General features: G+C 42.9%; 23 protein-coding genes and 3 tRNA genes. 12 read left to right on the forward strand and 14 right to left on the reverse strand.

Annotated features, from left to right (window positions below):
* Positions 1-273: 273 nt before the first annotated feature.
* From B2866_RS03100 to B2866_RS03110, 3 genes are all read right to left on the reverse strand, one after another.
* Positions 274-612 carry a hypothetical protein gene (locus B2866_RS03100; protein ID WP_296190632.1) on the reverse strand — a complete coding sequence of 113 codons (339 nt, stop codon included), beginning with the start codon at positions 610-612 and terminating at the stop codon, positions 274-276.
* Between the two features lie 145 nt (positions 613-757).
* Positions 758-1,435 (reverse strand): hypothetical protein, encoded by a 678-nt coding sequence (locus B2866_RS03105; protein WP_296190634.1) that lies wholly within the window; start codon positions 1,433-1,435, stop codon positions 758-760.
* 960 nt (positions 1,436-2,395) lie between these two features.
* Positions 2,396-2,599: a CsbD family protein gene (locus tag B2866_RS03110; RefSeq protein ID WP_191690216.1), complete on the reverse strand. Its 204-nt coding sequence runs from the start codon at positions 2,597-2,599 to the stop codon at positions 2,396-2,398.
* Between the two features lie 569 nt (positions 2,600-3,168).
* On the opposite strand from B2866_RS03110, the gene B2866_RS03115 reads away from it, so the two are divergent.
* Together B2866_RS03115 and B2866_RS03120 are read left to right on the forward strand one after the other, a co-directional pair.
* Complete coding sequence (locus tag B2866_RS03115) at positions 3,169-3,858, forward strand: TetR/AcrR family transcriptional regulator (RefSeq protein ID WP_296190640.1); 690 nt, start codon at positions 3,169-3,171, stop codon at positions 3,856-3,858.
* A 125-nt stretch (positions 3,859-3,983) separates the two neighbouring features.
* The gene (locus B2866_RS03120) at positions 3,984-6,182 is read left to right on the forward strand and encodes a molybdopterin oxidoreductase family protein (protein ID WP_296190642.1); all 2,199 of its coding nucleotides are present in this window, start codon (positions 3,984-3,986) and stop codon (positions 6,180-6,182) included.
* Positions 6,183-6,309: 127 nt separating this feature from the next.
* On the opposite strand, the gene B2866_RS03125 is transcribed toward B2866_RS03120, so the two are convergent.
* Together B2866_RS03125 and B2866_RS03130 are read right to left on the reverse strand one after the other, a co-directional pair.
* The gene (locus tag B2866_RS03125) at positions 6,310-7,635 is read right to left on the reverse strand and encodes a D-amino acid dehydrogenase (protein ID WP_296190644.1); all 1,326 of its coding nucleotides are present in this window, start codon (positions 7,633-7,635) and stop codon (positions 6,310-6,312) included.
* A gap of 69 nt (positions 7,636-7,704) precedes the next feature.
* Positions 7,705-8,499, reverse strand: coding sequence for a YgfZ/GcvT domain-containing protein (locus B2866_RS03130; protein ID WP_296190645.1), 795 nt, complete (start codon positions 8,497-8,499; stop codon positions 7,705-7,707).
* A gap of 334 nt (positions 8,500-8,833) precedes the next feature.
* Between B2866_RS03130 and B2866_RS03135 the strand changes: the two genes are divergently transcribed.
* Together B2866_RS03135 and hemL are read left to right on the forward strand one after the other, a co-directional pair.
* Positions 8,834-9,187 (forward strand): zinc ribbon domain-containing protein YjdM, encoded by a 354-nt coding sequence (locus B2866_RS03135; protein ID WP_296190647.1) that lies wholly within the window; start codon positions 8,834-8,836, stop codon positions 9,185-9,187.
* A gap of 61 nt (positions 9,188-9,248) precedes the next feature.
* On the forward strand, positions 9,249-10,550 hold the full coding sequence (gene hemL, locus B2866_RS03140) for a glutamate-1-semialdehyde 2,1-aminomutase (protein ID WP_296190649.1): 1,302 nt from the start codon (positions 9,249-9,251) through the stop codon (positions 10,548-10,550).
* A gap of 128 nt (positions 10,551-10,678) precedes the next feature.
* Here hemL and B2866_RS03145 read toward each other — a convergent pair whose 3' ends face one another.
* On the reverse strand, positions 10,679-11,107 hold the full coding sequence (locus B2866_RS03145) for a DUF962 domain-containing protein (protein ID WP_296190651.1): 429 nt from the start codon (positions 11,105-11,107) through the stop codon (positions 10,679-10,681).
* A 436-nt stretch (positions 11,108-11,543) separates the two neighbouring features.
* On the opposite strand from B2866_RS03145, the gene ppx reads away from it, so the two are divergent.
* The 3 genes from ppx (at position 11,544) to tilS (ending at position 15,918) form a co-directional block, all read left to right on the forward strand.
* On the forward strand, positions 11,544-13,079 hold the full coding sequence (ppx, locus tag B2866_RS03150; RefSeq protein WP_296190653.1) for an exopolyphosphatase: 1,536 nt from the start codon (positions 11,544-11,546) through the stop codon (positions 13,077-13,079).
* Positions 13,080-13,355: 276 nt separating this feature from the next.
* On the forward strand, positions 13,356-14,159 hold the full coding sequence (locus B2866_RS03155; RefSeq protein WP_296190655.1) for an acetyl-CoA carboxylase carboxyltransferase subunit alpha: 804 nt from the start codon (positions 13,356-13,358) through the stop codon (positions 14,157-14,159).
* 175 nt (positions 14,160-14,334) lie between these two features.
* Positions 14,335-15,918: a tRNA lysidine(34) synthetase TilS gene (gene tilS / locus B2866_RS03160; protein WP_296190657.1), complete on the forward strand. Its 1,584-nt coding sequence runs from the start codon at positions 14,335-14,337 to the stop codon at positions 15,916-15,918.
* A gap of 17 nt (positions 15,919-15,935) precedes the next feature.
* On the opposite strand, the gene B2866_RS03165 is transcribed toward tilS, so the two are convergent.
* A complete protein-coding gene (locus tag B2866_RS03165; RefSeq protein WP_296190659.1) occupies positions 15,936-16,448 on the reverse strand; it encodes a GNAT family N-acetyltransferase in 513 nt (170 codons plus the stop codon).
* A 218-nt stretch (positions 16,449-16,666) separates the two neighbouring features.
* On the opposite strand from B2866_RS03165, the gene proC reads away from it, so the two are divergent.
* The gene (gene proC, locus B2866_RS03170; protein WP_296190661.1) at positions 16,667-17,500 is read left to right on the forward strand and encodes a pyrroline-5-carboxylate reductase; all 834 of its coding nucleotides are present in this window, start codon (positions 16,667-16,669) and stop codon (positions 17,498-17,500) included.
* Between the two features lie 175 nt (positions 17,501-17,675).
* Positions 17,676-18,245: a YggT family protein gene (locus B2866_RS03175; RefSeq protein WP_296190663.1), complete on the forward strand. Its 570-nt coding sequence runs from the start codon at positions 17,676-17,678 to the stop codon at positions 18,243-18,245.
* A 120-nt stretch (positions 18,246-18,365) separates the two neighbouring features.
* Here the strand turns inward: B2866_RS03175 and B2866_RS03180 are convergent, their stop codons facing one another.
* Positions 18,366-19,160, reverse strand: a complete 795-nt coding sequence (locus B2866_RS03180; RefSeq protein WP_296190664.1) for a hydroxymethylpyrimidine/phosphomethylpyrimidine kinase — start codon at positions 19,158-19,160, stop codon at positions 18,366-18,368.
* A gap of 482 nt (positions 19,161-19,642) precedes the next feature.
* Here B2866_RS03180 and B2866_RS03185 point away from each other — a divergent pair.
* The 3 genes from B2866_RS03185 to B2866_RS03195 all read left to right on the forward strand — a co-directional run bounded on the left by B2866_RS03185 (position 19,643) and on the right by B2866_RS03195 (position 20,896).
* Positions 19,643-19,732, forward strand: a tRNA-Ser gene (locus tag B2866_RS03185).
* Between the two features lie 184 nt (positions 19,733-19,916).
* Positions 19,917-19,993, forward strand: a tRNA-Arg gene (locus tag B2866_RS03190).
* Between the two features lie 249 nt (positions 19,994-20,242).
* Complete coding sequence (locus B2866_RS03195; RefSeq protein WP_296190665.1) at positions 20,243-20,896, forward strand: RDD family protein; 654 nt, start codon at positions 20,243-20,245, stop codon at positions 20,894-20,896.
* Positions 20,897-20,952: 56 nt separating this feature from the next.
* Here B2866_RS03195 and B2866_RS03200 read toward each other — a convergent pair whose 3' ends face one another.
* The 6 genes from B2866_RS03200 to B2866_RS03225 all read right to left on the reverse strand — a co-directional run bounded on the left by B2866_RS03200 (position 20,953) and on the right by B2866_RS03225 (position 25,632).
* A complete protein-coding gene (locus B2866_RS03200) occupies positions 20,953-21,942 on the reverse strand; it encodes a calcium/sodium antiporter (RefSeq protein WP_296190667.1) in 990 nt (329 codons plus the stop codon).
* A 243-nt stretch (positions 21,943-22,185) separates the two neighbouring features.
* Positions 22,186-22,566, reverse strand: a complete 381-nt coding sequence (gene panD, locus B2866_RS03205; protein ID WP_045443274.1) for an aspartate 1-decarboxylase — start codon at positions 22,564-22,566, stop codon at positions 22,186-22,188.
* 153 nt (positions 22,567-22,719) lie between these two features.
* Positions 22,720-23,301 carry an aminoacyl-tRNA hydrolase gene (gene pth / locus B2866_RS03210; protein WP_068404711.1) on the reverse strand — a complete coding sequence of 194 codons (582 nt, stop codon included), beginning with the start codon at positions 23,299-23,301 and terminating at the stop codon, positions 22,720-22,722.
* A 207-nt stretch (positions 23,302-23,508) separates the two neighbouring features.
* Entirely contained in the window at positions 23,509-24,201 is a 693-nt protein-coding gene (locus tag B2866_RS03215; protein ID WP_102077293.1) for a 50S ribosomal protein L25/general stress protein Ctc, read from the reverse strand.
* 297 nt (positions 24,202-24,498) lie between these two features.
* On the reverse strand, positions 24,499-25,446 hold the full coding sequence (locus tag B2866_RS03220; RefSeq protein ID WP_296190670.1) for a ribose-phosphate pyrophosphokinase: 948 nt from the start codon (positions 25,444-25,446) through the stop codon (positions 24,499-24,501).
* 110 nt (positions 25,447-25,556) lie between these two features.
* Positions 25,557-25,632: transfer RNA gene (locus B2866_RS03225), tRNA-Gln, on the reverse strand.
* Positions 25,633-25,892 lie beyond the last annotated feature (260 nt).

The raw sequence follows: 25,892 nt of genomic DNA on the forward strand, positions 1-25,892 counted from the left end.
TTTTATTTTGAACTGACTATATATAATGCGATGTTGTAAAAACTATCCAACAAAAAAATGGTCAAATAAACCAAGGGCTGGCGTATTTGACCATAGGCATCAAGTCACCAACGATGCCGAAAATCTTATCTGTACAAGGCGTGTTCTCAATTGAATCGTACTCATCTAAAATAGCTAAATTTTGTCAAACGTCGTCAAATAACGAGGGCGCAAACCCAAACGCCTAGCAATTAAGCGCTATGCATTATTTCTATAAATTATTGGGAGGCTAGGTTACTTGTAGCGATAATGGTTATTATTATAGCGACCATTATTGTTGTAGCGGCCATTATCTTTTTTATGCTTAGCGTTTTTATTCTTGTGATGACCATTTTTGTTCTTATGTTTGCCTTTTTTGCTATCGTGGTGAGCATGATTGGTTTTATAGCCGCTATTATTATAACGACCATTATTGTTATACTTGCCGTTACCCTGATACGGACCGTTTGGGTAATAAACTCTTTGACCATCATGTCTTGGCGTGACGGTACAACCAACGGTAGTGCCCAATAAAGCCATCACAATACCAGCAGAAAAAGCGGTTTTTAAAGTTGAGAAGCTTAATATCTTCATAATGAATATTCCTATTATCTTATTAATTCCTATTACTTATTAATAATGTGGCGATTACTGGTATTTAATTACTGATCTTAATGTTGCACTACCACAATAACGTTGCATAAGAAAAGCTAACGCATGAAAATGGACTGTTTAAAGATTAGTCTTTTTCAATCTTAATCACATTCAAGTTTGGATAGCCAAGTAAAATCTCATATTCTTGTGAACCACGTTTGGCTTCAATTTCAAACACACCGCGGCCGTTTTTTTCTTCGAATTCTATATCTTTAACGCTATAGCCCATCGACCTTACTTTATTGACAGCCTGCTGCTTAATCGCTGGGTAACGAGAATCTCGTTTAATGCTGTCTTCGATATCATCGTCTTTATAGCGCTTATTGTTTTTGTATTTGCCATGATTTTTATACTTGTCTTTTTTATAATCATCTTTGTCGTAACGGTCTTTATCGTATCTATCATCTTGCCAAATGTTAGAAGAAGCTCTTTTATTCGAGCTGATGAGTCTTAAATCTGGATAGCTATATTTAAGCTCGTAGGTTTGATTGTTCTTTCTAGCGATGGCAGTAATAGCACGATTGCCACGATGGTTATCAGAGCGAATGTCCATGACTTGATAGCCTTGACGGCGTAGATTATTGCGCAGGGTTTGGCTGACGCGCTTATAGTCGGCATTGCCGTAATCGCTGTTACCGCCATATATTGGGTAATTTCCATAACCTGGATCGACAACAGCGCAGCCAGCCACCGTTCCTAATAAAGTCAGCGCTAGACTGGCAGATATTGCGGCCTTAAATGAGAAAGCAGATGAAATTTTCACAATAAAATCTCCTGTGGAGTAGCCAATGATGTGAATAAGGAACGGTTACTTATCAATGGCACGCTTTTATAATGTGGCATTGGTAGCTTATAAGCCTGCAAAGCCAATATTTGTTTCTTAATATTGAAATATTTTCTTACATACACATAGTAAGACTTAAAAATTATCTTTCCATGTCTTTGGTGTTAATAAGTTGTAAATTTTGCAAATAGTTGCGTAAGCATTCGACACTTTAGGTGACTAGGGCGTTGCTAAATTTGCTCAATATCGCTAACACTTTTAGTGATTAAAGGATGAGCCTGAAATTATAAAATCTTCTTTTTAAGTATTATTTCAATTTCATCAATGACTTAAATTGGGGGTTATACTATTTAATCATCGATGTAAGCATATGCTTACACGCAATGACGTTTACGCGACTTAACACTGGGTTCATAATTTGACACTATACACACACGGCATAAGGGAATGTGACTCAAGGATTGAGTTGACCGTATTAAGGATAATAATTCAATCGCTAGCATCAGGATGATAAAGGCAATTGAAATAAGGACACATGACCCGTGCTGCAGGCAGCTAATGCCAGTAGTAGTCAGAACAAATGGGCAGGATGCCCGGCTATCACAATATACTCAATATCCTGCAAGGATGCAGCGATTAGAGTGGTGATGGGTAACAAGGATGGTTAACAATAAAACCGCATAACAATTAATTGCTATGCGGTTTTATCGTGTCTGGGTGTTAAGGATTCTCCATTGAGAGTTTTTCAGCAAATATCTATCATGCCTATTATCGTAGATAATAATACCGTCTTATTACTATCGTTGGTATCAATAAGCCGGCAGGGATCATCATTTATAAAGCACAAAAAAGGTCGCATTGAAATCAATGCGACCTTTTGCAATTAATGGCTTATAGACATTTATACGAATAATAAAATTCTATAAGAAAAATTGGTCATTAATATTTATTTTCAGTACGCCATGCATCAACTTCGCGCTCAGCATCATCTTTACTGTGACCATAACGCTCTTGGACTTTGCCTACTAGCTTATCACGGCTACCTTCGATATGTAATAAATCATCATCGGTTAGGTCAGCCCACTTCTGTTTGACTGTACCTTTCATCTGTTTCCAATCACCTTTTAGCGTATGTTCGTTCATTATTATAATCCTTATTTTAGTTATCAACTCTTTACGGTTTAAAAAGTTTAATGCTATAGACCGTAAAGCGCTTTAGGAGCAAGTTATTATTTATGATTGTTATTACTTCTGTAGTACTGTTTTAAGTACCTTTACAGCTAGCACGTGGCTAACTTGTGATACTAATATATAAATTTCAGACCGCCCTGTCTGTATGAGCAATGTTTGTAGTGTTGCTTAATTATGGTAAATGGCGCTGCTGTGTTATGGAGGGCGTAGTTGTGTAATAGAGGGGGTGCTTTGTCAGGGCGATACGTAAAGATAACGAGGGTTTTTTTAATAATGACAAAGAATACAAGCTGTAGAAGTTAGTTGAAAGTCGATGGTCAAATTAATTGCGTTCTATGGAAAAGTAGAAGTCAGGCGTTTATATGTAGCATCTTTTATTTTTTCATTCCTTTATATCTATTAATGCTGAGATTGTTGATAACAACCAAACCTTTTACGCATCTGGTTATAGACTTGTTATTTAAATAACTATAAGCTTATAGCTGAAATTATAAGCCTTAGACAACTAGGACAGAATAACAGTGAGTCCACTTAATACCTTAAACGGGACAAGATTAGAGACAAAGCGTGAGCTGGCAAAAGCCAAAACCCGTCATGCCTTGTTAAAAAGTGCGCTCCAGCTTTATAGCTCGGAAGGCGCTAGTGGCATGAGCATGAATAAGATTGCTAAAGGAGCAGGAATTGCACAGCCAAGCTTCTATAATCATTTTGACAGCGTAGAGGAGCTTCAAAGTGAATTGAGTAGGCAATTAAAAGACAATTATTTATCGCCTATGCGTATGGCATGGATAGATATGCTTAAAGACTATGCAGCGCTGTCTAAAGAGGAATTTAATCAACGCTGTCAGCACTGCTTGACAATGATTTTTGCGGCTGCCTGCCAAAATATCGTGTTATTCCAACGTTTAATCGAAGACAGTTTGTGCCTCGGTTCGCCAACTGAACATAAAGTTTTAGGCCGTCTTATTACCGACGTACGTGAGGAATGGACAAAGATATTTATCCAAGGATTGCAGTCAGCTGAGTGCTCTTTTGAAGAATCTGACGTTCATCTTTGTGTGGATAGCGCGAGCGCGCAGGTTCATGAGTTGATATTAGGCTGTCATCAAGGACGTTATTCACAGCAGCAAGCCATTGCCATACTGTGCAAAAACTTTGATGGGCTTTTTGGCGGATTTTTTATCAATAATGAGCAAGTAATAAGTAGATAGTGAGCAAATTAATGAATGCTGAGCTCGCAAAATTTTTAAGACTAACGAATCTATTCATACCATAAAACCATAAGACGGAATTTAGTTAACGAAAGCGATAGTAAAGCATCACAGGGAGCGTGGCCATGGCTAGTGAACAAACCAAGACGAATGAGCAAACACATTTTAGAACCTGTAATCTGTGCGAGGCGATGTGCGGTATTGAAATAAAGCACGATGGAGCAAAAGTATTATCGATTAAAGGTGATAAAAATGACCCGTTTTCTAAAGGTTATATTTGCCCAAAAGCAACTGCCTTACAAGATTTGCATGAAGACCCTGACCGCTTGCGTCATCCCGTTGAGATAACCGCTAACGGTTGGAAAACAATCAGCTGGAATGATGCGCTCGATAAAGTAGCCGCGGGTATTCAGTCGGTACAGAAAAAACACGGTCAAAATGCTTTCGGTATTTATCTAGGTAATCCCAATGTGCATAATTTAGGCGGCATGCTGACCATTAAGCATCTATTAAGCAGTATCAAGACCCGCAGTCGTTTTTCTGCGACCTCGGTTGATCAATTACCGCACCATATTGTCAGTATGCATCTGTTTGGGCATATGCTACGTATCCCTGTGCCTGATGTTAATCGAACTCACTATATGCTCATCATTGGCGGCAATCCGCTGGCATCTAACGGCAGTATTATGACCGCGCCAAATATGCGCCAAAAGCTAAAAGATATCAAAGCCCGTGATGGCAAAGTAGTAGTGATTGATCCACGCCGTACCGAAACTGCTGACATTGCGAGCGAGCATCACTTTATTCGTCCAGCAACCGATGTTTTATTTTTACTCGCCATGGTCAACGAAATCCATCTACAAGGCTACGCTGCTAAGGCGCAGACTAATAATAGAGCGGCAGCGCTAGCGCCAGAGATTGAGCGCATTGCAGACTTTGCCAAAGACTATAGCGCAGAGTCGGTTGCTGATATTACTGGCATTGTGGCAAATGAGATTAAAAGACTGGTCAAAGAGTTTTGCGAAGCCGAAAGCTCGGTCTGTTACGGACGCATGGGCGTATCGGTGCAAGAGTTTGGCTTATTAAGCCAGTATCTGATTATGGTGATTAATATTGTCACCGGACGTTTGGATGAAGTGGGCGGCCTCATGTTCCCCAATCCTGCACTCGATGTGGTCAATAACTCAGGCCCAGGTTATTTAGGCAAACGTCATAGCCGCGTGAGTAACTTGCCTGATTTCAATGGTGATTATCCCGTCGTAGCGATGGGTGATGAGATGCTGGTAGAAGGCGAGGGTCAATTAAAAGGCTTTATGACCGTTGCTGGCAATCCTGTACTCAGTACGCCAAATGGTGAAAAGTTAGATACGGCTTTTGCCAACTTAGATTTTATGGTTGCGATTGATTACTTTGTGACAGAAACCAGTCGTCATGCCCATATCATTTTGCCGCCGGTATCGCCACTAGAGCGTGACCATTATGACGTCACCTTTAATAATTTCGCTGTCCATAACGTCGCTAAGTATTCAAAAGCATTGTTTGCTAAGAAAAAAAGTGCCAAACATGACTGGCAAATATATTTAGAGCTGGCAAAACGTCTAGATAAAAAAGCAGCGCTTGCAACCAAAATTGAGCGCCGATTGGTCAATATTTTAGGACCGAAGTTCTTGCTTGATCAAGGCTTAAGACGCGGACCTTATGCTGGCATGAGCCTGAATAAACTCAAGAAAAAGCCACATGGATTGGATTTAGGCACGCTCAAAAGAATGTTGCCAGAAGCAATAAAGCATAAAGATAAGAAAATTCACCTTAATATTGATTTTTATCAAGCGGATTTAGCGCGCGTACAGGCTATGATGCAGAACTATGACGATAAGCAAATTTTACTCATTGGTCGGCGTCATGTCCGTAGTAACAATTCATGGCTGCATAATAGCTATCGCTTGGTAAAAGGTAAGCCGCGCTGCACGCTGATGCTGCATCCAGAAACAGCGAAAGAGTATGGTATCGAAGACGGTCAAAACGTAAAAGTTAGCTCGCGCGTTGGTAGTGTAATGATAGTTGCAGAAGTCACCGATGAGCTAATGCCAAGAGTAGTGAGCATCCCGCATGGCTTTGGTCATGGTCGTAAAGGCGTGCAGCAAAAGATTGCGCAAGCGCATGCCGGCGTCAGTGTTAATGACTTAACGGACGATACCTTAATTGATCAGCTAAGTGGTAATGCAGCGGTCAATGGCGTACCTGTGCAGTTAGAAGCAATCGCGCCAGAGGTGGTTGATTTAGAGACTACTGATTCTAACACTGGAGCAACCACTGCTGCTTAAAATTACGCTAAGCTAGAAGTTCTACATTTAATTAAAAAGGCGCTTACTTATATTGGTAGCGCCTTTTTCTACTTTTCTAATGCTTACGTTTCTTATTTCTACGTTTCTATGCTTATATTGCTGATTTTTACGTTTTTAAGCCAACAAAATCAAAATTAACGGGCGGCGTCTCACCTTGTATCAATAAACTGATCGCCTTTGCCGAACCGCAAGCATGGGTCCAACCGAGGGTGCCATGACCGGTATTGAGCCATAAATTATCAAAGCTGGCATTGGCATCATGACTACCATGACGGACTTGACCATGATGCGCGCGCCCTATTAAAGGCACATTAGAAGGTGTCATTGGGCGCAGTCCTGTCCAATATTGCACAGAATTGGCAATAATACCTTTAGGAAATAACTGCTGGACGCGGCGGGTAATGGCGTCACAGCGCGTGCTATTTAAATTCAAATTGTAGCCGTTAAACTCTGCCGTACCTGCGATGCGTAATTTGTCACCAAGGCGTGAGGTTACTAATTTGAACTCATCATCAATGAGGCTGACAAAGGGAGCCAAATGCGGCGCACGTGGGTTGATTTGATAAGTTGCTGAGTATCCTTTGGCAGGGAAAATTGGCAGATGAATATTGAGCAGTTTCATGAGTGATACGCTATAGCTACCAAGTGCCAGTACATAACTGTCGGCGCTAAAGGTCTGCGCGTTTTCGCCCTTGGGACGAATGGTCATACTATGCATGTGCGGGCGAGAAGAATGGGCGTCAGTATTTAACGCCAAGATATCGGTATCGTATAAAAAATTCACGCCAGCATTGACGCAGCGCTGAGCCAAACGTTGGGTAAATAAATGCGCATTACCCGATTCATCACGGCTGGTATAAGTGGCGCCTTTGAGCTTATGAGCAATAGGATAAAGCGCAGGTTCGAGACTAACCGCGTTATTAATATCGATGATATGACGCTCACAGCCGAGCTCTTGCATGCGCTCAGTTGGTGCAATGGCAGCGTCAAACTCAGCTTGGTTGGTATAAAAATGCATGATACCGCGCGTTTGCTGCTCGTAATCAATACCAATATCAGCACGCAGCTTTTGCAAGGTATCTCGCGAATACAAGCCCAAACGTACCATTTGCACTAGATTAGCATCGGCTCGTTCTGCGCGGCATTCTTGTAAGAACTGCGTCGCCCACTTGAGCTGCGCTTTATCAGCCCGCAAGCGATAGAGCAGTGGCGCATCTTCCTTAAACAACCATTTAAGCGCTTTCATCGGTGTGGCAGGATTTGCCCAAGGCGTCGCGTGCGAGACGGATATCTGCCCACCATTGGCAAATGAGGTTTGCATACCGGCAGCAGATTCGCGCTCAATGACGGTCACATCGTAGCCTGCTTGGCGAAGATACCATGCGCTGGTCACGCCCACCACGCCTGCTCCGAGTACCGCAATATGGGTCATAAATTGCTCTGCTACGTTTTTAGTAAAAGTGCTTCTTAAAATACCAAATGGACTACCAAACGTTTCCCGCTATTTTTGGCGAGCGACATCCGCTTGTAGTGCTGGTGGTAAGTCCAATATCGTAAGCTCGCTATCGGCTAAATGCTCTGGGCGGGCAACAACCAATGCTTTAAAACCATTAGCATTAGCATTAGCATTGGCATTACCATTACCATTACCATTAATATCGTCATCGGCAATGGCAATGGCATTGACCACCTGGATTTTCTCTAGCTTATCACCTGCGGCTGGCACCTCGCCTGTGCCGCTAACATAATGTAAAAACGCTTTTGGCGCGGCTTTAAAATAAATACGGGCAATGACTTCTTGACCCAAGTAGCAGCCTTTATCGTAATCCATGCCGCCGCGTTGATGTAGGCGCAGCTCTTGTGGTTGAAACAGACCTTGGGTAGCTGCCACTATCCAATAGTTGCCCGTTGCAAGACTGGCTTGCATCCACGCTTGGGTGTCTGCGGGCCTATTATGCTCGTCTTTATGACTAAAGGTTGGCACTCCATCGAGTACGCAAGGATAAATGGGCGTTGGTGCACTGGTATCAAACTTTGAAAAGGCACCGAACTTTTTTAAATGTGCTTGCAACGAGTCAGCGCAATCGGCACTGATGACCACGTCAAAATGTTTTTCGTCTTGTTTTTTAATCCAAAGTCCAAAATCGATACGGCCTTTTAGATTGCTAAGCGCCGTTGCTTGATAGTTAAGCCCGAGCTTAGTGACATCAGAGGTCAGCTGTCCTTGTAAGAACTTTGCGGCATCTTCACCTTGAATCGTTAATTGAGCAAATTGTGGCAATGTTGATTGAGTCATTATTGTTGTCCTATTTATCGGTCGCTATAGCCTCAGATATTAGGGTTAATACTGAGTTATTAAAGTCGTTGTTCACGTAGTTGTTAAAATAATACTTAAAGTAGGGTTTGAGGTTTTTACCATCTAAAGACACATGGTCAGCAAATTAAATTTGGTTAAAGCAGAGTACCACAAAAAACCACGTGATAAAAAACGTCCGCGTTAAGAGATAAGCGAATGTATCAATTAGTCACAGTACCGCGTTTACAAGCGAAGCGATTGGTGAAAGCTGGCGAGTTACGGTACAATGTTAGCTCTAGAATACACCCAATTTATCACGGCTGACGAGGAAATTATGAGCTTACCCAATTGCCCAAAATGCGATGCTGAATATACGTACGAAGATGGTGCGTTACTGGTATGTCCTATGTGCGCTCATGAGTGGACCGCGGCTGAAACCGATGCGGCGCACGATGAAGCACAAGATGCGGTCATTCGTGATGCGGTCGGTAACGAGCTGCAAGATGGCGATACCGTCACCGTGATTAAAGACTTAAAGGTCAAAGGTTCATCAACCATTATCAAAGTCGGCACCAAAGCAAAAGGGATTCGTCTGTTGCCAGATGCGTCTGATGGTCATGATATCGACTGTAAACTGGATGGTTATGGACCAATGAAGCTGAAATCATCAGTGGTTAAAAAAGCTTAAGTTGTTGTTAATTAAGTGATTGTTAATAAAATAAGACCGAATGAATAAGTAGAGAATAATTATGAGCACTAAAAATGAACAACTCTTTGCGCAAGCACGTAAGCATATTCCTGGCGGTGTAAACTCACCGGTTCGCGCCTTTGCCGGTGTCGGTGGTACGCCTATTTTTATGCACCGTGCTAACGGCAGCAAAATCTATGACACCGAAGACAATGCTTATATCGATTATGTCGGCTCTTGGGGTCCGATGATTTTGGGTCATGCGCATCCAAAAGTCATTGATGCGGTTAAAAAAGCCGCTGATGATGGTTTAAGTTTTGGTACACCAACGCCGTTTGAAACCACCGTTGCTGATAAGATTTGCGAAATTGTCCCAAGCGTTGAGATGATTCGCATGACAAGCTCAGGTACAGAAGCGACCATGAGCGCGATTCGTTTGGCGCGCGGCTTTACTGAGCGTGATAAAATCGTTAAGTTTGAAGGCTGCTACCATGGTCATTCCGACAGCTTACTGGTAAAAGCGGGCTCAGGCATGCTAGATATTGGCGAACCAACGTCAAAAGGCGTGCCAGCGGATTTTGCTAAGCATACGATTACCATTCCTTATAATGACCCACAAGCGATTAAAGAGTGCTTTGCAAAATGGGGTAGTGAGATTGCTTGCGTGATTGTCGAACCAATCGCTGGCAACATGAATATGGTCATTCCGACGCAAGAATTCCATGATACTTTGCGCGCAGAATGTACCGCCAATGGCGCGGTATTGATTTTTGATGAAGTGATGACCGGTTTTCGCGTCGGACTTGGCGGCGCGCAAGCGCATTTTGATATTGACCCTGATTTGACTTGCTTTGGTAAAATCATCGGTGCCGGCTTACCCGTTGGTGCTTTCGGTGGTAAAAAAGAAGTGATGTCTTGTATCGCGCCACTTGGCGGCGTCTATCAGGCGGGTACGTTATCAGGTAATCCGCTAGCCATGCGCGCTGGTATTGCGATGTTTGAAGACTTAACCGTCGATGGTTTTTATGATCAATTATCTGCGAAAGTAGACCAGCTTATTGATGGTATCCAAGCTGCTGCGGATAAGCATGGTATTAACTTGCGTACTAATAAACAGGGCGGCATGTTTGGGGTGTTCTTTGTTAAAGATAAGGCGACAAACGTACCGCAAAACTTCGATGACGTCACCGAGTGCGACATGGAGGTGTTTAATACCTTCTTCCATGGCATGCTAAAGCGCGGTATCTACCTTGCGCCATCGGCTTATGAAGCAGGTTTTATGTCAATCAAGCATAGCGATGCCGACATTGAAGCATCTATTAAAGCCGCTGATGAGATTTTTACAGAAATGGCAAACGCTTAGTTTGAAAACTATTGGACTAGATTAAGAGTGTTTGGTTCTTAATGGTAGAGATTAAAATAAAAAGCCAGCATGATTTATTATGCTGGCTTTTTTGCGTTTATTAAATTAAGTCTGTTAAACGATGCTGATTAAATTTTATCGAACTTACGGTCTTTTAAACTTAAATTACCGCGCAGCACATCGCTAAACATACGAAAGTCGCTGGCAAAGCTTTGTAGAGGAAATTTAAAAGAAGCCGGTTTGTTTTTCTCAAAGAAAAAATGCCCGACCCACGCGCAAGCATATCCCGCGGCAATACCTTTGAGCAACGGTTTAGCCGAGCGGTTTTTAACGGATTTTGCTAAGCCTAAAAGGCCAAAGCTACTACCGGCGAAATGCAAACGGCGGCAAGCCATATTTTGATGCTCATTTAGATAAAAGTCATAAAATTTATGCTTGGCTGGGTGTGCTACCTTGATAAGTTTGCCATTACTTTCTTTATTAAGACTGGCTTTGGTTTGTGAGGTTTTGCTTTGTGATGCTTTGGTTTGCGACGTTTGGCTAGTAGTTTGATTCATGGTTTTGCTTCCTTGCAAATTATTTATTTTAAATCATCAATGAGTTATGAATGCTCAATCGCAAAGATTGGGGTCTGCTTTATATAATAAGCTTATATAACCAATGTTTAGGATATAAGTAAGTGCTTGTTATCTATTACAATATACTGGCTAGCTATGACGCTGCTAGCGTATTTTTAATGTAGCAAACCGACTGTATTAAGACAAGGGCTAGAGACTGACTTTAAGGTTCTTGTTTAATCACTGTTTAGCCAGTATTTAATTGAGCTTTTTTAAATATGTAGCTGCTTTTGAAAGCTATGTTTAGCGATGGTAGCCGCTGACTTGCCAGCGTTTGGCATAAATGCTTTAATGGCAAAACTTGCTAGTATTCTCTATTTTAAAAGCGTTTAGACTTTTAAATACCCCTTTATCTAATACGGTAATAACAGCCCTTATGCCCAAAGACTACCTGAAAAATCCACCACTTGCTGATGATGAAATGATGGCGGCCATTGATATCGGCTCCAACAGTTTTCATTTGGCCATTGCACGCCTTGATCACGGTGAAGTGCGAAAAGTGGTGTCTATGTCTGAAAAGGTGCAGCTTGCTGCCGGACTCGATGAGAATAATATCTTGGGCGCGGCGGCTGAAAAGCGCGGTCTTGAATGTTTAAGCCGCTTTGTGGCGCGTTTAGATTCGGTGCCGCCTGAGCGTATCCGTGTCGTCGCGACCAACGCCTTACGCCAAGCCAAAAATGCCAATGACTTTATTAATCGTGCCAATAAAATTTTGCCGAAACCGATTGAGATTATCGCTGGACGAGAAGAGGCGCGTTTGATTTATTTGGGCGTCTCGCACACCAATGCCAGTAGTGACAAACGCTTGGTCGTCGATATTGGTGGTGGTTCGACAGAGTTTATCATTGGTCAAGAGTTCGATCCGTTATTGACCGAGAGCTTGCAGATGGGCTGCGTCGCCTTTACACAAAAGTATTTTTCGGACGGCTTGATTACCAAAGAAGCCTTTAATAATGCCATCTCAGCGGCGCGTAAAGAAGTGCTAGCGATTAATGGACGCTACCAAAAAGTCGGTTGGAGTAGTGTGATAGGCTCGAGTGGGACGATTAAAGCGGTGCGCAATGTCCTTGTCTCAAAAGGTTGGGCGGATGAGCAAGAGCGCATTACTTATAAAGGCGTGAAAAAGTTAGAAAAACTATTGCTTAAAATTGGCAATGTCGATGACATTGAGTTAGAAGGCGTCAAAGAGCATCGTAAAGCCGTTTTCCCCGCAGGCGTTGCGGTACTGCGTGCCATCATGAAAGTATTGAACATCGAGACCATGGTGTACTCAGATGGCGCGCTACGCGAAGGCGTCATGTACGATATGCTCGGCCGCTTTGCTAGTGAAGACGTGCGTGACCGCAGTGTTTTGGCTTTGATAAAGCGCTACTCTGGCGATAAAAAACAAGCCAAACAAGTGGTCAAAACCAGCCGTAGCCTATTCGAGCAAGTCAAAGCCAAGCTTGAACTGACTAGTGAAGATGGCGATTTGCTCAGACGTGCGGCTTCTTTGCATGAGATAGGCTTAGCGATTGCCCATAGCGGCTATCATAAGCACAGTGCTTATTTGGTTGAATACTCTGATATTCCTGGGTTTTCGCAGGTCGATCAAAAGCGTATGGCGCAGTTGATGCTCAATCATCGCCGTAAGCTGAAAGCCGATATACTAGAGCAGACCTGTATCATCGGTGGCGATTCGCTGGTTTATCTGTGTTTGCTGCTACGCTTAGCGGTACTCGCGCATCATAGCCGTAGCGAGCATGAATTGCCGAAACTGGGATTAAAAGTGATCGATAATAATCGCTGGCAAATTACGGTTGGCGAAAGTAGTGAGCACTATGCGTTCTTATTGTCAGACTTGCATACTGAGATTGAGCAGTTTGCTAAATGGGGCGTGAAGCTAAGCGTCGTTGAGGACGATTGTGGTTAAGGCATCAGCGCTGAGCGCAAACGCGGCTTCTTTAACACTGATTTTTAATACTAATGTTTAACGCTAAGCCGTTACTATTGTAGTAATAGCGCTACAGATTAACGTAACAAAAGCGCCGTTGTGAGTAATGCCATGCCCTTTAAGATGTGCTACTATAGCTTCTATTGAGTTTACAACTGTACTTTCATTGTTTGAGAGTCGTTAATAACAGTATTAACTAACACAGCCATTATTAACCATCACCACATTATATAGAATTACGAAAGGGAAGCGTCTATGAGTACCGTCTGGGATAGCGTTCAGCTTGCACGGCATGCCAAACGTCCATTATTTATGGACTATGTGAATCAGCTGTTTACCGAATTTGATGAGTTGCATGGCGACCGTGCTTATGCAGATGATAAGGCTATTCTTGGTGGTCTTGCGCGCTTGGACGGTCAGCCTGTGATGGTGATTGGTCAGCATCGTGGTCGTAGCACGCGCGAGCGTATCGCCCATAATTTTGGCATGGCAAACCCCGAAGGCTATCGCAAGGTGATTCGTTTGGTAAAAATGGCTGAGCGTTTTAATATTCCGGTAATGACCTTTGTTGATACTCAAGGCGCTTACCCCGGTATTGGTGCTGAAGAGCGCGGCCAAGCGCAAGCCATCGCCGAAAGTATCGCCGTGTTCTCTAGCCTTAAAGTCCCTGTTATCGTCACCATTATTGGTGAAGGCGGTTCAGGTGGCGCATTGGCAATTGGCGTTGGCGATAAGGTAAATATGCTGCAAAACAGTATTTACTCTGTTATCTCTCCTGAAGGCTGTGCGTCTATCCTGTGGAAAACCGCTGAAAAAGCCCAAGATGCCAGTGAAGCTTTGAAATTAAATGCCATTAACCTCTATCAAATGGGCTTAATTGACGCGGTTATCGATGAAGGCGAGGGCGCTCATCTTCAACCGCAACCTGTCATGACGGCGCTAAAAGCATTAATCGTTGAGCAACTAGATGAGCTGAAAGACATGGATTCACATGAGCTTTGCGAGCTGCGTTATGAGAAGCTTAAATCCTTTAACTCAGAAGTGATGTTGCCTTGCTAAGCATTTATATGAAATTATCTTGCTAGGTTACTTAAAATTAGCTTTTAACGATATCGATTTACGCTTAATGCTAAAATAAAAACGTGTCATTTTATGGCGCGTTTTTTTGTGCCGATTCGTTTATATGTCAATTGATTTATACGTAGATATAGCCACCTAATAAATAAGAATGATTATGACCAGTAGCGCCATCCTTCCACACGCCACTAAACTAATTGCAGAACTGCCTATTGATAATGCTTTAGCAGAAGCGTTATTAAGCAGTCTGGCTGAATATGGCGAGCAACTACATGGTCGCCGACTTTGGCTGGCTTGTAGTGGCGGGCGTGATTCGTTGGCACTGGCAGCACTTTGCGTACAGCTCTATCATCAAGGTGAATTACCATTTTTACCGCAATTACTGCATGTCAATCATGGTCTACAAGCAGGTAGTGGCGCTTGGGCTGCGCATGTGGCTCAGTGGGCAAAGGTGCAGAATATACCTTGCCGGATTTTACGCGCCCAAGTGGACGGCCATGATGAACAAGCCGCACGCCAAGCACGTTATGATGTGATGCGTGCACAGCTTAATCAAGATGATGTTTTATTATTAGCCCATCATGCCGATGACCAAGCGGAAACGGTTTTAATGCGCCTGATTCAAGGCGCTGGGGTAAATGGTTTATCGGCTATGCAGCCGTGGCGCATTCAAACGCGGGGCACACATCGTATAGCATTATGGCGACCGTGGCTAACGGTAAAACGCGCCGATATCAGCGCCTATGCTCAGCGTTTAAAGCTACCTTATATCGATGACCCAACCAATGATGCTGGTGATAATGTGCGTAGCGGCTTGCGTCGAGATATTATGCCAATATTGGCGAGCTATAACTCCAATGTTATTGATAATATTGCTCGTAGCGCGCAGTTACTAAGTGACGCGCAATTAATAATCAATGCCCAAGCAGGCGAGGATTTGCAACAGATAGAGATTGCATCATTACAATTACCACCTGCCCAGCGCGTGCTAAATATAGATAAATTGCAAAAAATACCGATTTATCGTCAGCGCCAATTATTGCACCATTGGCTTGGTCAAGATGAGCCATTACCGCCCGCTAAACAGCTCGTTGATGATGTCTTACGCCTAAGCCAACGTAATGATAATGACCATCAAACGGCGCTATTTTGGCAAGGTCGCAAAGCGTCTTATAGCATTCGCCGTTATCGTCAGCAGCTTTATCGTCTCAGCAGTGACTGGCTCAAATGGCTTGAGTTGCCGCTTACCGAGCAGACGCAGAGCTTGTCGATTCATACTGAATCTCATCTTATTGGAGCTGATATTCATGCAACTGGCAGACAACCTGTTGCAATTAATTTACGTAATGAGGATAAATTTGCTTGGCAATTAAAAGCTTTGCCAAATGAAGTAATTCAGCTATTAGATAGCTATAACGTAGAAAGCGATACAGATAAGCTTAAGATTACCTTTGCGCCATTAGAGCGCAATCAGCGTGTGCAAACAGCATTGGCATCGCGCCCGCAATCAGGCAAAAAGCTTTATCAAACCTTGGCTATTCCATCATGGCTGCGTGAGAGCTTGATCGTGGTTAGTGTGACTTTGATAAATAAGGAAAGTAGTGAAAATGGGCTTTTAGAAAGTGAGTACCCGAGAGAATTGCCTATTTTATTATTATCGCCTTTTGCAAGTTGGGTATTGGATGGCTTTAATATAGATAGTGCTATTAGCAGCTATTTAACCGTACATAGTCCGTTTTAAGATTTTACTTAAAGTATTTAAGAGGATAGGTCACTAATTTTTCTGATCATTTTGATATCTACTATTTGCATATCTTTATAATATTCTTCACTTTTTTCACCATTACAGACAAAGCCGAATTTTTTATAAAAATGAATGGCAGGCGCGTTATCCTCTAATACCCATAAACAAAAATTTGCATTGATATTAAAACCCAATATGGCTTGTAGTGACGTTTTCATCAATTTAGTGCCTATACCTCGCCCATGATATTCTGATAAGACATATAGAGTTGTGATTTCATAGCTATTATTTTTAGTAAAATACCCAATAAATCCTACACTCCTATGATTAGCATCATAGGCTATCCAAATAATGACATCAGGATGATTAATCAATTCCTGCCACATTTTTGTTTTTTCACTAAGGTTGTTTTTATTATCGATATAAAGCTCAGGTAGTAGACTCAAGTAAGCATCATGCCAACTTTTAAAATGAATATCTGCAATATCTGCAAAATCTTCTGACTGGGCTTTACGAATGAAAAACATATCTTCCCCTCTAAATTACTTTCTATAAATTTCTTTTTAATCTAACAGTTAAGCTATGTGATATTCGATGTTAATTTAGTATCTCAATTAAACTTAGTGCTGTTCTTAGCCTTTGAATTTATCAAACGACGCCAGTAGCAGTATGGTAAACTGAGTGTCATTTTACCTATCATTATGTTAGTTTGAATGCCTTTGCATTTTTTGAATAGGAGACACGTATGTCAGTATTAGATAATAAGAAAATCAGCTTTATCGGTGGCGGAAATATGGCACAGGCGTTGATTAGCGGGCTAGTCAGCTGCGGCGTCAAACCGAGTCTGATTACCGTCGCTGATCCGAGTAGTGAAGCGCGCGAGCAATTGGCTGCGAAAGGATTGAATACGGTCGATCCAACGGCCGATGCAAAAGCGGCGGTTATCGATGCTGACATCGTGGTATTAGCAGTCAAGCCGCAAGTCATGAAAGCGGTGGTCAGTGGTTTTGCTGACGTTTTAGATACGCAGCTGGTGATTTCAGTGGCAGCAGGATTATCGACTGCGCTGTTATCAAATATGCTTGGCGGCTATAGCAATATCGTTCGTGCGATGCCAAATACACCGGCGATGATTCAAATGGGCGCGACTGGTCTGTACGGTACAGATGATATTTCTGCCGAACAAAAGCAATTGGCAACCGCAGTGATGGAAGCCTCAGGTTTGGTCATGTGGGTCGATAATGAAGAACACATGCATGCGGTTACCGCCGTCTCAGGCTCAGCGCCGGCTTATATGTTTTACTTTATCGAAGCGATGGTCGATGGCGCAGTCGCTTTAGGATTGGATAAAGAACAAGCGTCAGCACTGGCGCTGCAGACCATGCTAGGCGCGGCAAAAATGGCGCTGGGTAGTGAAGACGCACCAAGCGAGCTACGCCGTAAGGTCACCTCACCAAACGGTACGACCCAAGCAGCCATTGAGTCCATGCAGGCCAATGACATCAGTCGTCAAATAATTGAGGCCATGCAGGCTTGTTATGACCGTAGCCAAGCGCTGAGTGAAGAGATGAGTAAATAGTCAGTCGCTACTTGTCATTAACCCTTTATAAATAGGGTATATCATGATTTATGAGATACCCTATGAATAGTTATAAAAAATGTAAAATCATAAAAAATGTATAGTCATAAAAATACCTGATCATGACATTCGTCATCCTACAACCCGTTAATAATGTCACCTTGAGTAGCACTTCATGAACAACCTGTTATTGCAAATTTTTGATTTGGTCACCACCTTCGCCATGATGTTGGTATTTATCCGCTTTATGCTACAGTTTGCGGGGATGGATGCCAGCAACCCTATGATTGCGCCTGCTTATAAAGCCACCCATATCGTCGATGTATTTGGGCGTATTTTCCCCACCGTCGGCCAAGGTCGTATCAGTATTGCTGCCATTGTATTGATGTTTTTAATTCGTCTGATTGATATCTCTGGCAAGGCGGCTTTGACCCATAAAGGGATTGCGCCTGTGCCGCTATTTTTTACTGGTACTATCAGTTTGATATTAGACTTTTTACGTATGTGCCGCTATCTGGTCATCGGTTCTATCATTGTCAGCTGGATTGTGGTGTTTACCCAGTCTCAGCATCCGATTATTGGTATTATTATTATGTTGGCTGAGCCAATTTTAGCGCCGTTTCGCCGCATTACGCCAAACTTGGGTATGATTGATTTATCGCCAATGATTGCTTTCTTTGCCTTTTACCTGTTGGAAATCTTTATCGGCGGCTTAGCGTCAAGCTTTATGCCGATGTTGGGCTAAATGCCAATGTTGGGCTAAGTTCAATTCATTAAGTTAAAGTTAGTATAAAATCGAACACTGAATAAAAAGGCGCTCTATAAAATATAGAGCGCCTTTTTTATTTACCATCTATAGATTATTCTAAAATTCTACAAAACGATTGGGTATCAATTGAGCGTTGGCATTATCAGGGTGCGGCGAATCAGCAGCGCGCAGGGTTTGGGTAATCCAACTATCTGCCGCTTTTACTGCCTCGATAAGCGCGTCACCCATTGCTAAGCGTCCCGCGATAAAGCTTGCTAATGAGCAGCCAGAGCCATGAAATTCACCTTTTAGGCGCGGCAAAACGCTTTTATGCACCATCTCACCTTTAATATAGAGATACTGCTCGATATCACCGCTATCAAAGTCGTGTGACGTCTTAACCAATACCGCATGACAGCCTTGGGCACATAATTTTTGTGCACCGATATGCAAATCTTGCTCACCGCTTAAGGCGCGTAGCTCATGGGTATTTGGGGTGATTAACGTTGCATAAGGCAGTAGTTTTCTAAACGCGGTCACCAAGGTTTGCTCATCGCCCAAGCTGCCACCGCTATTGGCAACCAATACTGGGTCAAGTACAAATGGTGTCTCAGCTGCGATAACCTGTTCGGCAAATAAACGCGTCAGCATCGCGATATTATCAGTGGTGCCAAGCATGCCTGATTTGATGACGCTGACAGGTAAATCATCGAGCACGGTCGTCGCCTGCGCTGCGACCAAATCAGCAGCACAAGCCTCAAAACCAAATACCTGCTGTGAGTTTTGAATGGTGATTGCCGTACAAGCGATAGCGGCATGGGCACCTGCTTGACCGACTGCCTCGATATCCGCTTGTAATCCAGCACCGCCTGACGGATCCAATCCTGAAAAACACAGTACCACGGGTCGCATAACATATCCTTTTGGTTATTCTATAATCAATCATAAATACTATAGCCATCCATCGCTCAAAAAGCCATAGCCAGCAGATTTTGGTAAATATAATCAGTGGAAAGTAATATCAATGCATGTGCTGATATCAATTTTTCTTGCTTGCTGTGCCTGCGCAGACAGAGGCTACAAAAAATTGATATCAGCAATCCCGTAGCGATTTTGGGATATTTTGACTATAAGTAATAAAACCTAAAAATTCTGAAACTCACCGCTAAATGAGATATTCCTTATGACTAGAGAATGATAAAACCATTTAAATTAACAATTATGACAAAAGCGGCATTAAATCTGCAGACAAGGCTTGCAATTCGTTTCGGCTTTGTTATAATACTCGCCCACGGCATAAGACGTATCATTAGCATCGATACTGTGTTTAAAGAGATATTTGGCTTAAAAAGCATTTTTAATAAAAATATTTTGATAAGCGTCTTAAATCGTTCGGTGAAGTGGGTGAGTGGCTGAAACCAGTTCCCTGCTAAGGAACCATACGTGTAAGCGTATCGAGGGTTCGAATCCCTCCTTCACCGCCATTTATTCAGTTGTTATAAAGAGTAATAACGCAAAAATAGCGTTAATGATATTTTAGATTAACATTCAAAAATAATTTGAATTTAATTAAAAAATAAGTTGACACAAGCGAGATTATCTATATAATAACCAACCTAATTTACTGTAATTGTTTTTGAATGATGCAGTAGATAATGTGCAAAGTACGCGCTTGTAGCTCAGTTGGATAGAGCACTTGGCTACGAACTAAGGGGTCGGGAGTTCGAATCTCTCCAAGCGCACCATTTGCATACTAGCTTATTTGTTCATATAATCATTAAGCTAAAACTAAACTAATCGCCTGTCTTATGACAATTTGGCGATTTTTTTATGTCTGTCATTTTTATAGCAGTACAATCTGGCATTGCTGTTTTTTCCTAAACTCAAATTCTCCTGCCCTTGTGTTAAAAGTCTTGTCTTATCATAAGGTACGCTAAGCGCCTGAATTACGGTACAATGAGCGCTCTATTTTTCGCTTGTTATGGGCTGGTATCATGTCAAAATCATCACCAAAAGCTGCTACTAAAGCAAAATCGCCACGCAACAACTCAGCGCATCAAGACTCCGTTGCCGAAGAGGCAGTGATTGCCAAACCGGGCACGCGTATGGCGGCTATTCTTTATGATGGTATGCTGATTTTGGCGCTACTGTTTTTGGTTGGTACGGTGCTGACGGTGATTGGTACGCTATTGACGATGGAGACGGGCACGCAGTCACAGCAAGCCAGATCGCTACCGACATGGTATCAAAACTTTATTATGACCCCCTCTTTTATCCTAACGCTGGTAGGCTTCTATGGACTATTTTGGCGCCGCGGTGGGCAAACACTCGGTATGCAAACGTGGCGCTTAAAAACGGTCAATAATAATGGTCACTTGCTAACGTGGGGGCAATCTTTTAAGCGTATTTTGGCAGCGAGCCTAATACCGCTGATATTTGGTCTCATTGGGAGTGTTATCGGTGGTTCACGTGCTATCTTATTGACCAGTGCTTTTTTGGGCTTTGTTTTTAACTATGCCTTTTGTCTGTTTAATCGTCGCGGTTTGGCCATACAAGACATGCTCTCAAATACCATCACTTTAAAAATGCCGAAAACGGAAAATGAAGGGCTATGGCGAGTGATTAGAAATCGTAAAAAGGGTGAATAAAAGGGCCAATAAAAAGGCATTAGCAAGTGAGTAGCACAGATAACTTTAATCGTAAACTATCTATTAAAAGTTTGCGTCAGTAAAATACTATATCCGACAAAAAACAGTAGTAATATCGTACCAGAAATACGTCCGAATGAGCGTTTGCTGATATAAGCAGACACACAAAGTCCCACCAATAATAGCGTCAATAGTCCCATTGCTGACACGTCGCGTGACAAAATAATTGGGTCGGCGCTAATAGGGGCAATGAATGCTGCCAACCCTACAACGCCGAGTGTATTGAAAATATTAGAGCCAATGATATTGCCAAGCGCCATATCATGTTCGCCTTTACGCGCTGCGGATAGACTGGCGACCAACTCAGGCAATGAAGTACCAACCGCGACAATAGTCAAACCGATAATCAACTCGCTGAGTCCCCAAAAAGTCGCCAATTCAACCGCGCCCCAAACGATAGCGCGTGAGCTTAATATCAATATCGACATACCTACGATTAAGCTTGCTAAGCCGCGAAAAACTCCTGCTGCTTGTTTGCCCTTGTTCTCACTGTGCGCCTTATTTTTGTTGCCAGCTTTCTTGTCTTCCTGCTTACTGCTGCGCAAATGAAGCACAGTTTGAAAAATCAATACTGCAACCAATCCTAGCAATAATATGATGCCATCTATTTGACTCAGTTGCCCATCACGCAGCTGCCACGCTGCCAGTAGAGTGATGACCAGTAATAGCGGCAAGTCACGCTTGACGATGCTTTTATCGATAACAATAGGGTTGATAAGTGCTGTGGTACCTAAGACTAGGGCGATGTTCATGATATTTGAGCCATAGGCGTTACCAAGTGCCAGCTCAGGGCTGCCTTCTAATGCTGCCAGTACCGATACCACCATTTCCGGCGCTGAGGTGCCTAGCCCTAAAATGACGACGCCGACAAGAAAGCTTGGCACGCCCAGACTATGCGCTAAGGTCGTTGCCCCATCGATAAAAAGGTCAGCACTCCAGACTAAAATAGCCAGTCCAATCAGCACGGCAATGACGGCCAACCACATCAGCAAACTTCCTTATAGATTCGAGCAAAACAGGTTTAACGTTGATAAGCTTAAAAGGTGAGCGTTGAAACACATTTATCTCTATAAAAAAAGCTGAACCTAATCTAGATTCAGCTTTTTTACAAAATAACGTTTTGCTGGTATAAATTTTTCGCGCTTGCTATGCGCTTTGTGCCCTTCACACTCAGAGGCTGCGCAAAATTTATCCCAGCAGCACTGTACTCTTTTTAAGATCTACAGCTATTAAGCCACTTGTACCGGAATGATATTGGCCGTGTCTTTCACGGTATTGTCTTCGTTGCAATACACCAGTTTTGGCTGATAGGTAGCGGCTTCTACTTCATCAAAATGGGCGTAAGCACAGATGATGACGATATCGCCTAGGTCAGCCATATGGGCGGCAGCACCATTTAACGAGATAATGCCAGAGCCCGCTTCAGCGCGAATCGCATAGGTGCGAAAACGCTTGCCATTGGTGACATTGTAGATATCGATAGATTCGTTTTCACGCAGACCAGCAAGGTCTAGTAGGTCACCGTCGATACCGCATGAGCCTTCGTAGTGCAGTTCAGCATGGGTAACACGGGCGCGGTGTAATTTGCACTTGAGCATATTAAGTAGCATAGGTTGCTTCCTTAGTGTAACTGATATAAATGAGTTAAATCAAAAGCTTAATGGGGGCAGGGTGATTAGAATAAAAGTTATTTGCCTAAAAGTCACGGCTAAATTTATGCTTTGGCGATTTAAATGACTTAAGTGTTTGCCATCAACGGCCGATTATTCCGGTAATTTAAAGCCATTAATCTGCGAGCGCGCCTTTTCAATATCACCATCTAATAATAATGGCAGCGCATCAAAAGCAGCACTTAACGCGCTATCGATAGCCATTTGTTCATCAGGGGCCGCTTTCGATAACACATGACCGCTGACTTTAGACTTGTGGCCCGGATGACCGATACCGATACGCAGGCGATGAAAGTCGTTGCCGATGTGCGGGGTGATATCACGAAGACCATTATGACCACCGTGTCCGCCGTCGGTTTTGAGCTTGATGCTACCGGCTGGAATATCAAGCTCATCATGGGCAATCAGCAACTCATTATTGTTAATGCCATAAAAATTGACCATCGGCACCACCGATTGCCCAGATTTATTCATAAAGGTCAGAGGCATAAGCAGACGCACATCGTGACCATGAATTTGCCCACGTCCCGTCACCCCGTGGAATTTTTTGTCAGGGGCGAGGGCAATATTAAACTGCTGCGCCAAATGATGGACGAACCAAAACCCGGCATTATGACGCGTAAACATATACTGCTGACCAGGATTACCAAGACCGACAATAAGCTTTATGGCCATAAAAACACCCTGCTTAAATTTAATAAATGAGTAATAAGGTTTGAAAAGGAAGATGAATAAATCGTCTTTATCCTACTTTTCAAACCTTCTTTTCAAACCTCAGTTACAAAAACAGCAGGAGACATTCATCACCTGCTATTTTTTGACTAAACCAATCTTTTATAACCGCGCAACCATAAGGCTGCTATATAAGCGTTATAAAGATTATTATTCAGCGTCTTTGTCTTCTTTAACTTCGCCGTCAGCGTTTTGCTCAGTAGCAGGTACTTCATCAGCATCAACTTCGTCAGCGTCTTCGTCAACTTCTTCAACCGTTGGTGGCTGCATGTTCACCACGGTACGGTCGTGAGCATCTTCCATGTCAAGGTCAAAGATGATTACGCCTTCAGGCAATTTGATGTCTGATAAACGGAATAGATCACCGATTTCCATGCCTGATACGTCGATTTCTAAGTATTCAGGTAATTGTGAAGGTAGGCAAACGATTTCAACATCAGATACTAGCGTAGATAAGATACCGCCCGCTTTCGTACCTGGCGCTTCTTCACGACCAGCAAAATGTAGCGGCACGTGCATGTTGATTTTCTGACCTTTCACAATGCGCTGGAAATCAGCATGCATTGGGAAACCTTTAGCAGGATGGCGCTGCAAGTCTTTAATAACCACTTGTTGCTCATCACCTTTATCGGTAGTGATGGTCAAAATTTGTGAGAAAAACGCTTCATATTCAAGCGATTTTACGAGCTCGTTGATTTTGATAGAGATAGCAGTTGGTTCTTCACCACCACCATAAATGATAGCAGGAACTAGGTTCTGCTTACGTAGGCGGCGGCTCGCACCTTTACCTTGTTGTTCAGCAGAGCGGTCAACTGCGTTGATTGCAAAATGATCAATAGCCATGGATATAATCCTATAGAGAGTATGTGAAGTATCTACCAGCAATAACAGACTTGCGACCAGTCTATCACCGGATAATCGATACTTTAGAAAGTATCAATCATGTCACTAAGTATAAAATACCTAAAAATAATAGGGTTTAGCGAATGATGAATACAGGCGCGCATTATACGTGATTCTTTAACAATAATAAAGACCTAGGTAAAATGGTGCATGGCAGCCTTACATAAAAAAACGCCAAGTCTTCAAACTTAGCGTTTTTTAGTAGGGTATTTTTTAGCAACGAAAATACATCTTTACCTAAGCATCAAACATAGCGCTGATAGATTCTTCGTTATTGATACGGCGTAAGCTTTCAGCAAGCATCGGTGCGATACTTACTTGACGAATTTTGCTACAAGCTTTAGCTGCGTCAGACAATGGAATGGTGTCGGTAACCACAATTTCATCGAGTGCTGATTCGCTGATATTTTTTAGCGCATTTCCCGATAGGACAGGGTGGGTAATATAAGCGAGTACGCGGCGCGCGCCGTTTTGCTTTAGGGCTTCAGCTGCTTTGCATAACGTGCCTGCGGTATCGACCATGTCATCAACGATAACGCAATCACGATCACGGACATCACCGATGATGTGCATCACTTGTGATTCATTGGCACGGGCACGGCGTTTATCAATAATCGCCATGTCGGTATCGCCCAATTGCTTCGCCATCGCGCGTGCACGCACCACGCCGCCAACGTCCGGTGAAACCACCATGATGTTGTCATAATCTTGTTTTTTAAGATCGTTTAATAAAACAGGCGTACCGTAGATGTTATCGACTGGGATATCAAAGAAACCCTGAATCTGATCTGAGTGCAAATCAACGGTCATGACGCGGTCAATACTGACGATGTTCAGCATGTCAGCGACGACTTTAGCCGAGATAGGTACACGTGCTGAACGCGGACGGCGGTCTTGACGGGCATAACCGAAGTACGGCATGACAGCGGTAATCCGGCCAGCACTAGAGCGACGCAGCGCATCGGCCATCATCATGATTTCCATCAAATTGTCGTTGGTCGGTGCACAAGTAGGCTGCATGATAAACACGTCTTTACCACGTACGTGTTCTTTGATTTCCACGGCAATTTCGCCATCAGAAAAACGCGTGATGTCAGCTTTACCAAGAGGTATATGAAGATGATCGGCTACGGTTTTTGCTAATTCAGGGTGAGCATTACCCGTAAAAATCGCCAAATAAGGCATGACAGAAGTCCTATTGATTAACTCAAGCAGCGACCGCTAAGCAGTATCAAACTGCTCAAATTTAGAAAAGAGTATGGAAAACTATTGATGACTACTATTACAGTAAAAAATGGCAGGGGTAGCTGGACTCGAACCAACGGATGTCAGGATCAAAACCTGATGCCTTACCAACTTGGCTATACCCCTGTAATGTCTAGGCTGTGTACGTCGATATCTAGGTATAATTTATAGTAAATTATGCTTAGAATAGCGTCACGACCTGTTCGTTATTGTATAAACAGATAAACCGTCTACATCATAACTTTTCCCTAACGGTGTTCATTGCAAACTATACCGAAACTGGAATAACGTTGTCAATGTCAATAAAATAAGCGTTTATTTAAAAACGGCTTATAATGACGACATATCGAACGCTTTACACTTAAAAATGGCAGGGGTAGCTGGAC

It is taken from the genome of Psychrobacter sp. UBA3483, from assembly GCF_002377905.1.
GTDB lineage: Bacteria > Pseudomonadota > Gammaproteobacteria > Pseudomonadales > Moraxellaceae > Psychrobacter.

What these genes read in the sequence shown, in the direction of transcription:
- B2866_RS03100 (WP_296190632.1), bottom strand. Translation starts at nt 612, where the DNA reads ATGAAGATATTAAGCTTCTCAACTTTAAAAACCGCTTTTTCTGCTGGT.
- B2866_RS03110 (WP_191690216.1), bottom strand. Translation starts at nt 2,599, where the DNA reads ATGAACGAACATACGCTAAAAGGTGATTGGAAACAGATGAAAGGTACA.
- B2866_RS03120 (WP_296190642.1), top strand. Translation starts at nt 3,984, where the DNA reads ATGGCTAGTGAACAAACCAAGACGAATGAGCAAACACATTTTAGAACC.
- B2866_RS03125 (WP_296190644.1), bottom strand. Translation starts at nt 7,635, where the DNA reads ATGACCCATATTGCGGTACTCGGAGCAGGCGTGGTGGGCGTGACCAGC.
- B2866_RS03130 (WP_296190645.1), bottom strand. Translation starts at nt 8,499, where the DNA reads ATGACTCAATCAACATTGCCACAATTTGCTCAATTAACGATTCAAGGT.
- B2866_RS03135 (WP_296190647.1), top strand. Translation starts at nt 8,834, where the DNA reads ATGAGCTTACCCAATTGCCCAAAATGCGATGCTGAATATACGTACGAA.
- hemL (WP_296190649.1), top strand. Translation starts at nt 9,249, where the DNA reads ATGAGCACTAAAAATGAACAACTCTTTGCGCAAGCACGTAAGCATATT.
- B2866_RS03145 (WP_296190651.1), bottom strand. Translation starts at nt 11,107, where the DNA reads ATGAATCAAACTACTAGCCAAACGTCGCAAACCAAAGCATCACAAAGC.
- ppx (WP_296190653.1), top strand. Translation starts at nt 11,544, where the DNA reads ATGCCCAAAGACTACCTGAAAAATCCACCACTTGCTGATGATGAAATG.
- B2866_RS03155 (WP_296190655.1), top strand. Translation starts at nt 13,356, where the DNA reads ATGAGTACCGTCTGGGATAGCGTTCAGCTTGCACGGCATGCCAAACGT.
- tilS (WP_296190657.1), top strand. Translation starts at nt 14,335, where the DNA reads ATGACCAGTAGCGCCATCCTTCCACACGCCACTAAACTAATTGCAGAA.
- B2866_RS03165 (WP_296190659.1), bottom strand. Translation starts at nt 16,448, where the DNA reads ATGTTTTTCATTCGTAAAGCCCAGTCAGAAGATTTTGCAGATATTGCA.
- proC (WP_296190661.1), top strand. Translation starts at nt 16,667, where the DNA reads ATGTCAGTATTAGATAATAAGAAAATCAGCTTTATCGGTGGCGGAAAT.
- B2866_RS03175 (WP_296190663.1), top strand. Translation starts at nt 17,676, where the DNA reads ATGAACAACCTGTTATTGCAAATTTTTGATTTGGTCACCACCTTCGCC.
- B2866_RS03180 (WP_296190664.1), bottom strand. Translation starts at nt 19,160, where the DNA reads ATGCGACCCGTGGTACTGTGTTTTTCAGGATTGGATCCGTCAGGCGGT.
- B2866_RS03195 (WP_296190665.1), top strand. Translation starts at nt 20,243, where the DNA reads ATGTCAAAATCATCACCAAAAGCTGCTACTAAAGCAAAATCGCCACGC.
- B2866_RS03200 (WP_296190667.1), bottom strand. Translation starts at nt 21,942, where the DNA reads ATGTGGTTGGCCGTCATTGCCGTGCTGATTGGACTGGCTATTTTAGTC.
- panD (WP_045443274.1), bottom strand. Translation starts at nt 22,566, where the DNA reads ATGCTACTTAATATGCTCAAGTGCAAATTACACCGCGCCCGTGTTACC.
- pth (WP_068404711.1), bottom strand. Translation starts at nt 23,301, where the DNA reads ATGGCCATAAAGCTTATTGTCGGTCTTGGTAATCCTGGTCAGCAGTAT.
- B2866_RS03215 (WP_102077293.1), bottom strand. Translation starts at nt 24,201, where the DNA reads ATGGCTATTGATCATTTTGCAATCAACGCAGTTGACCGCTCTGCTGAA.
- B2866_RS03220 (WP_296190670.1), bottom strand. Translation starts at nt 25,446, where the DNA reads ATGCCTTATTTGGCGATTTTTACGGGTAATGCTCACCCTGAATTAGCA.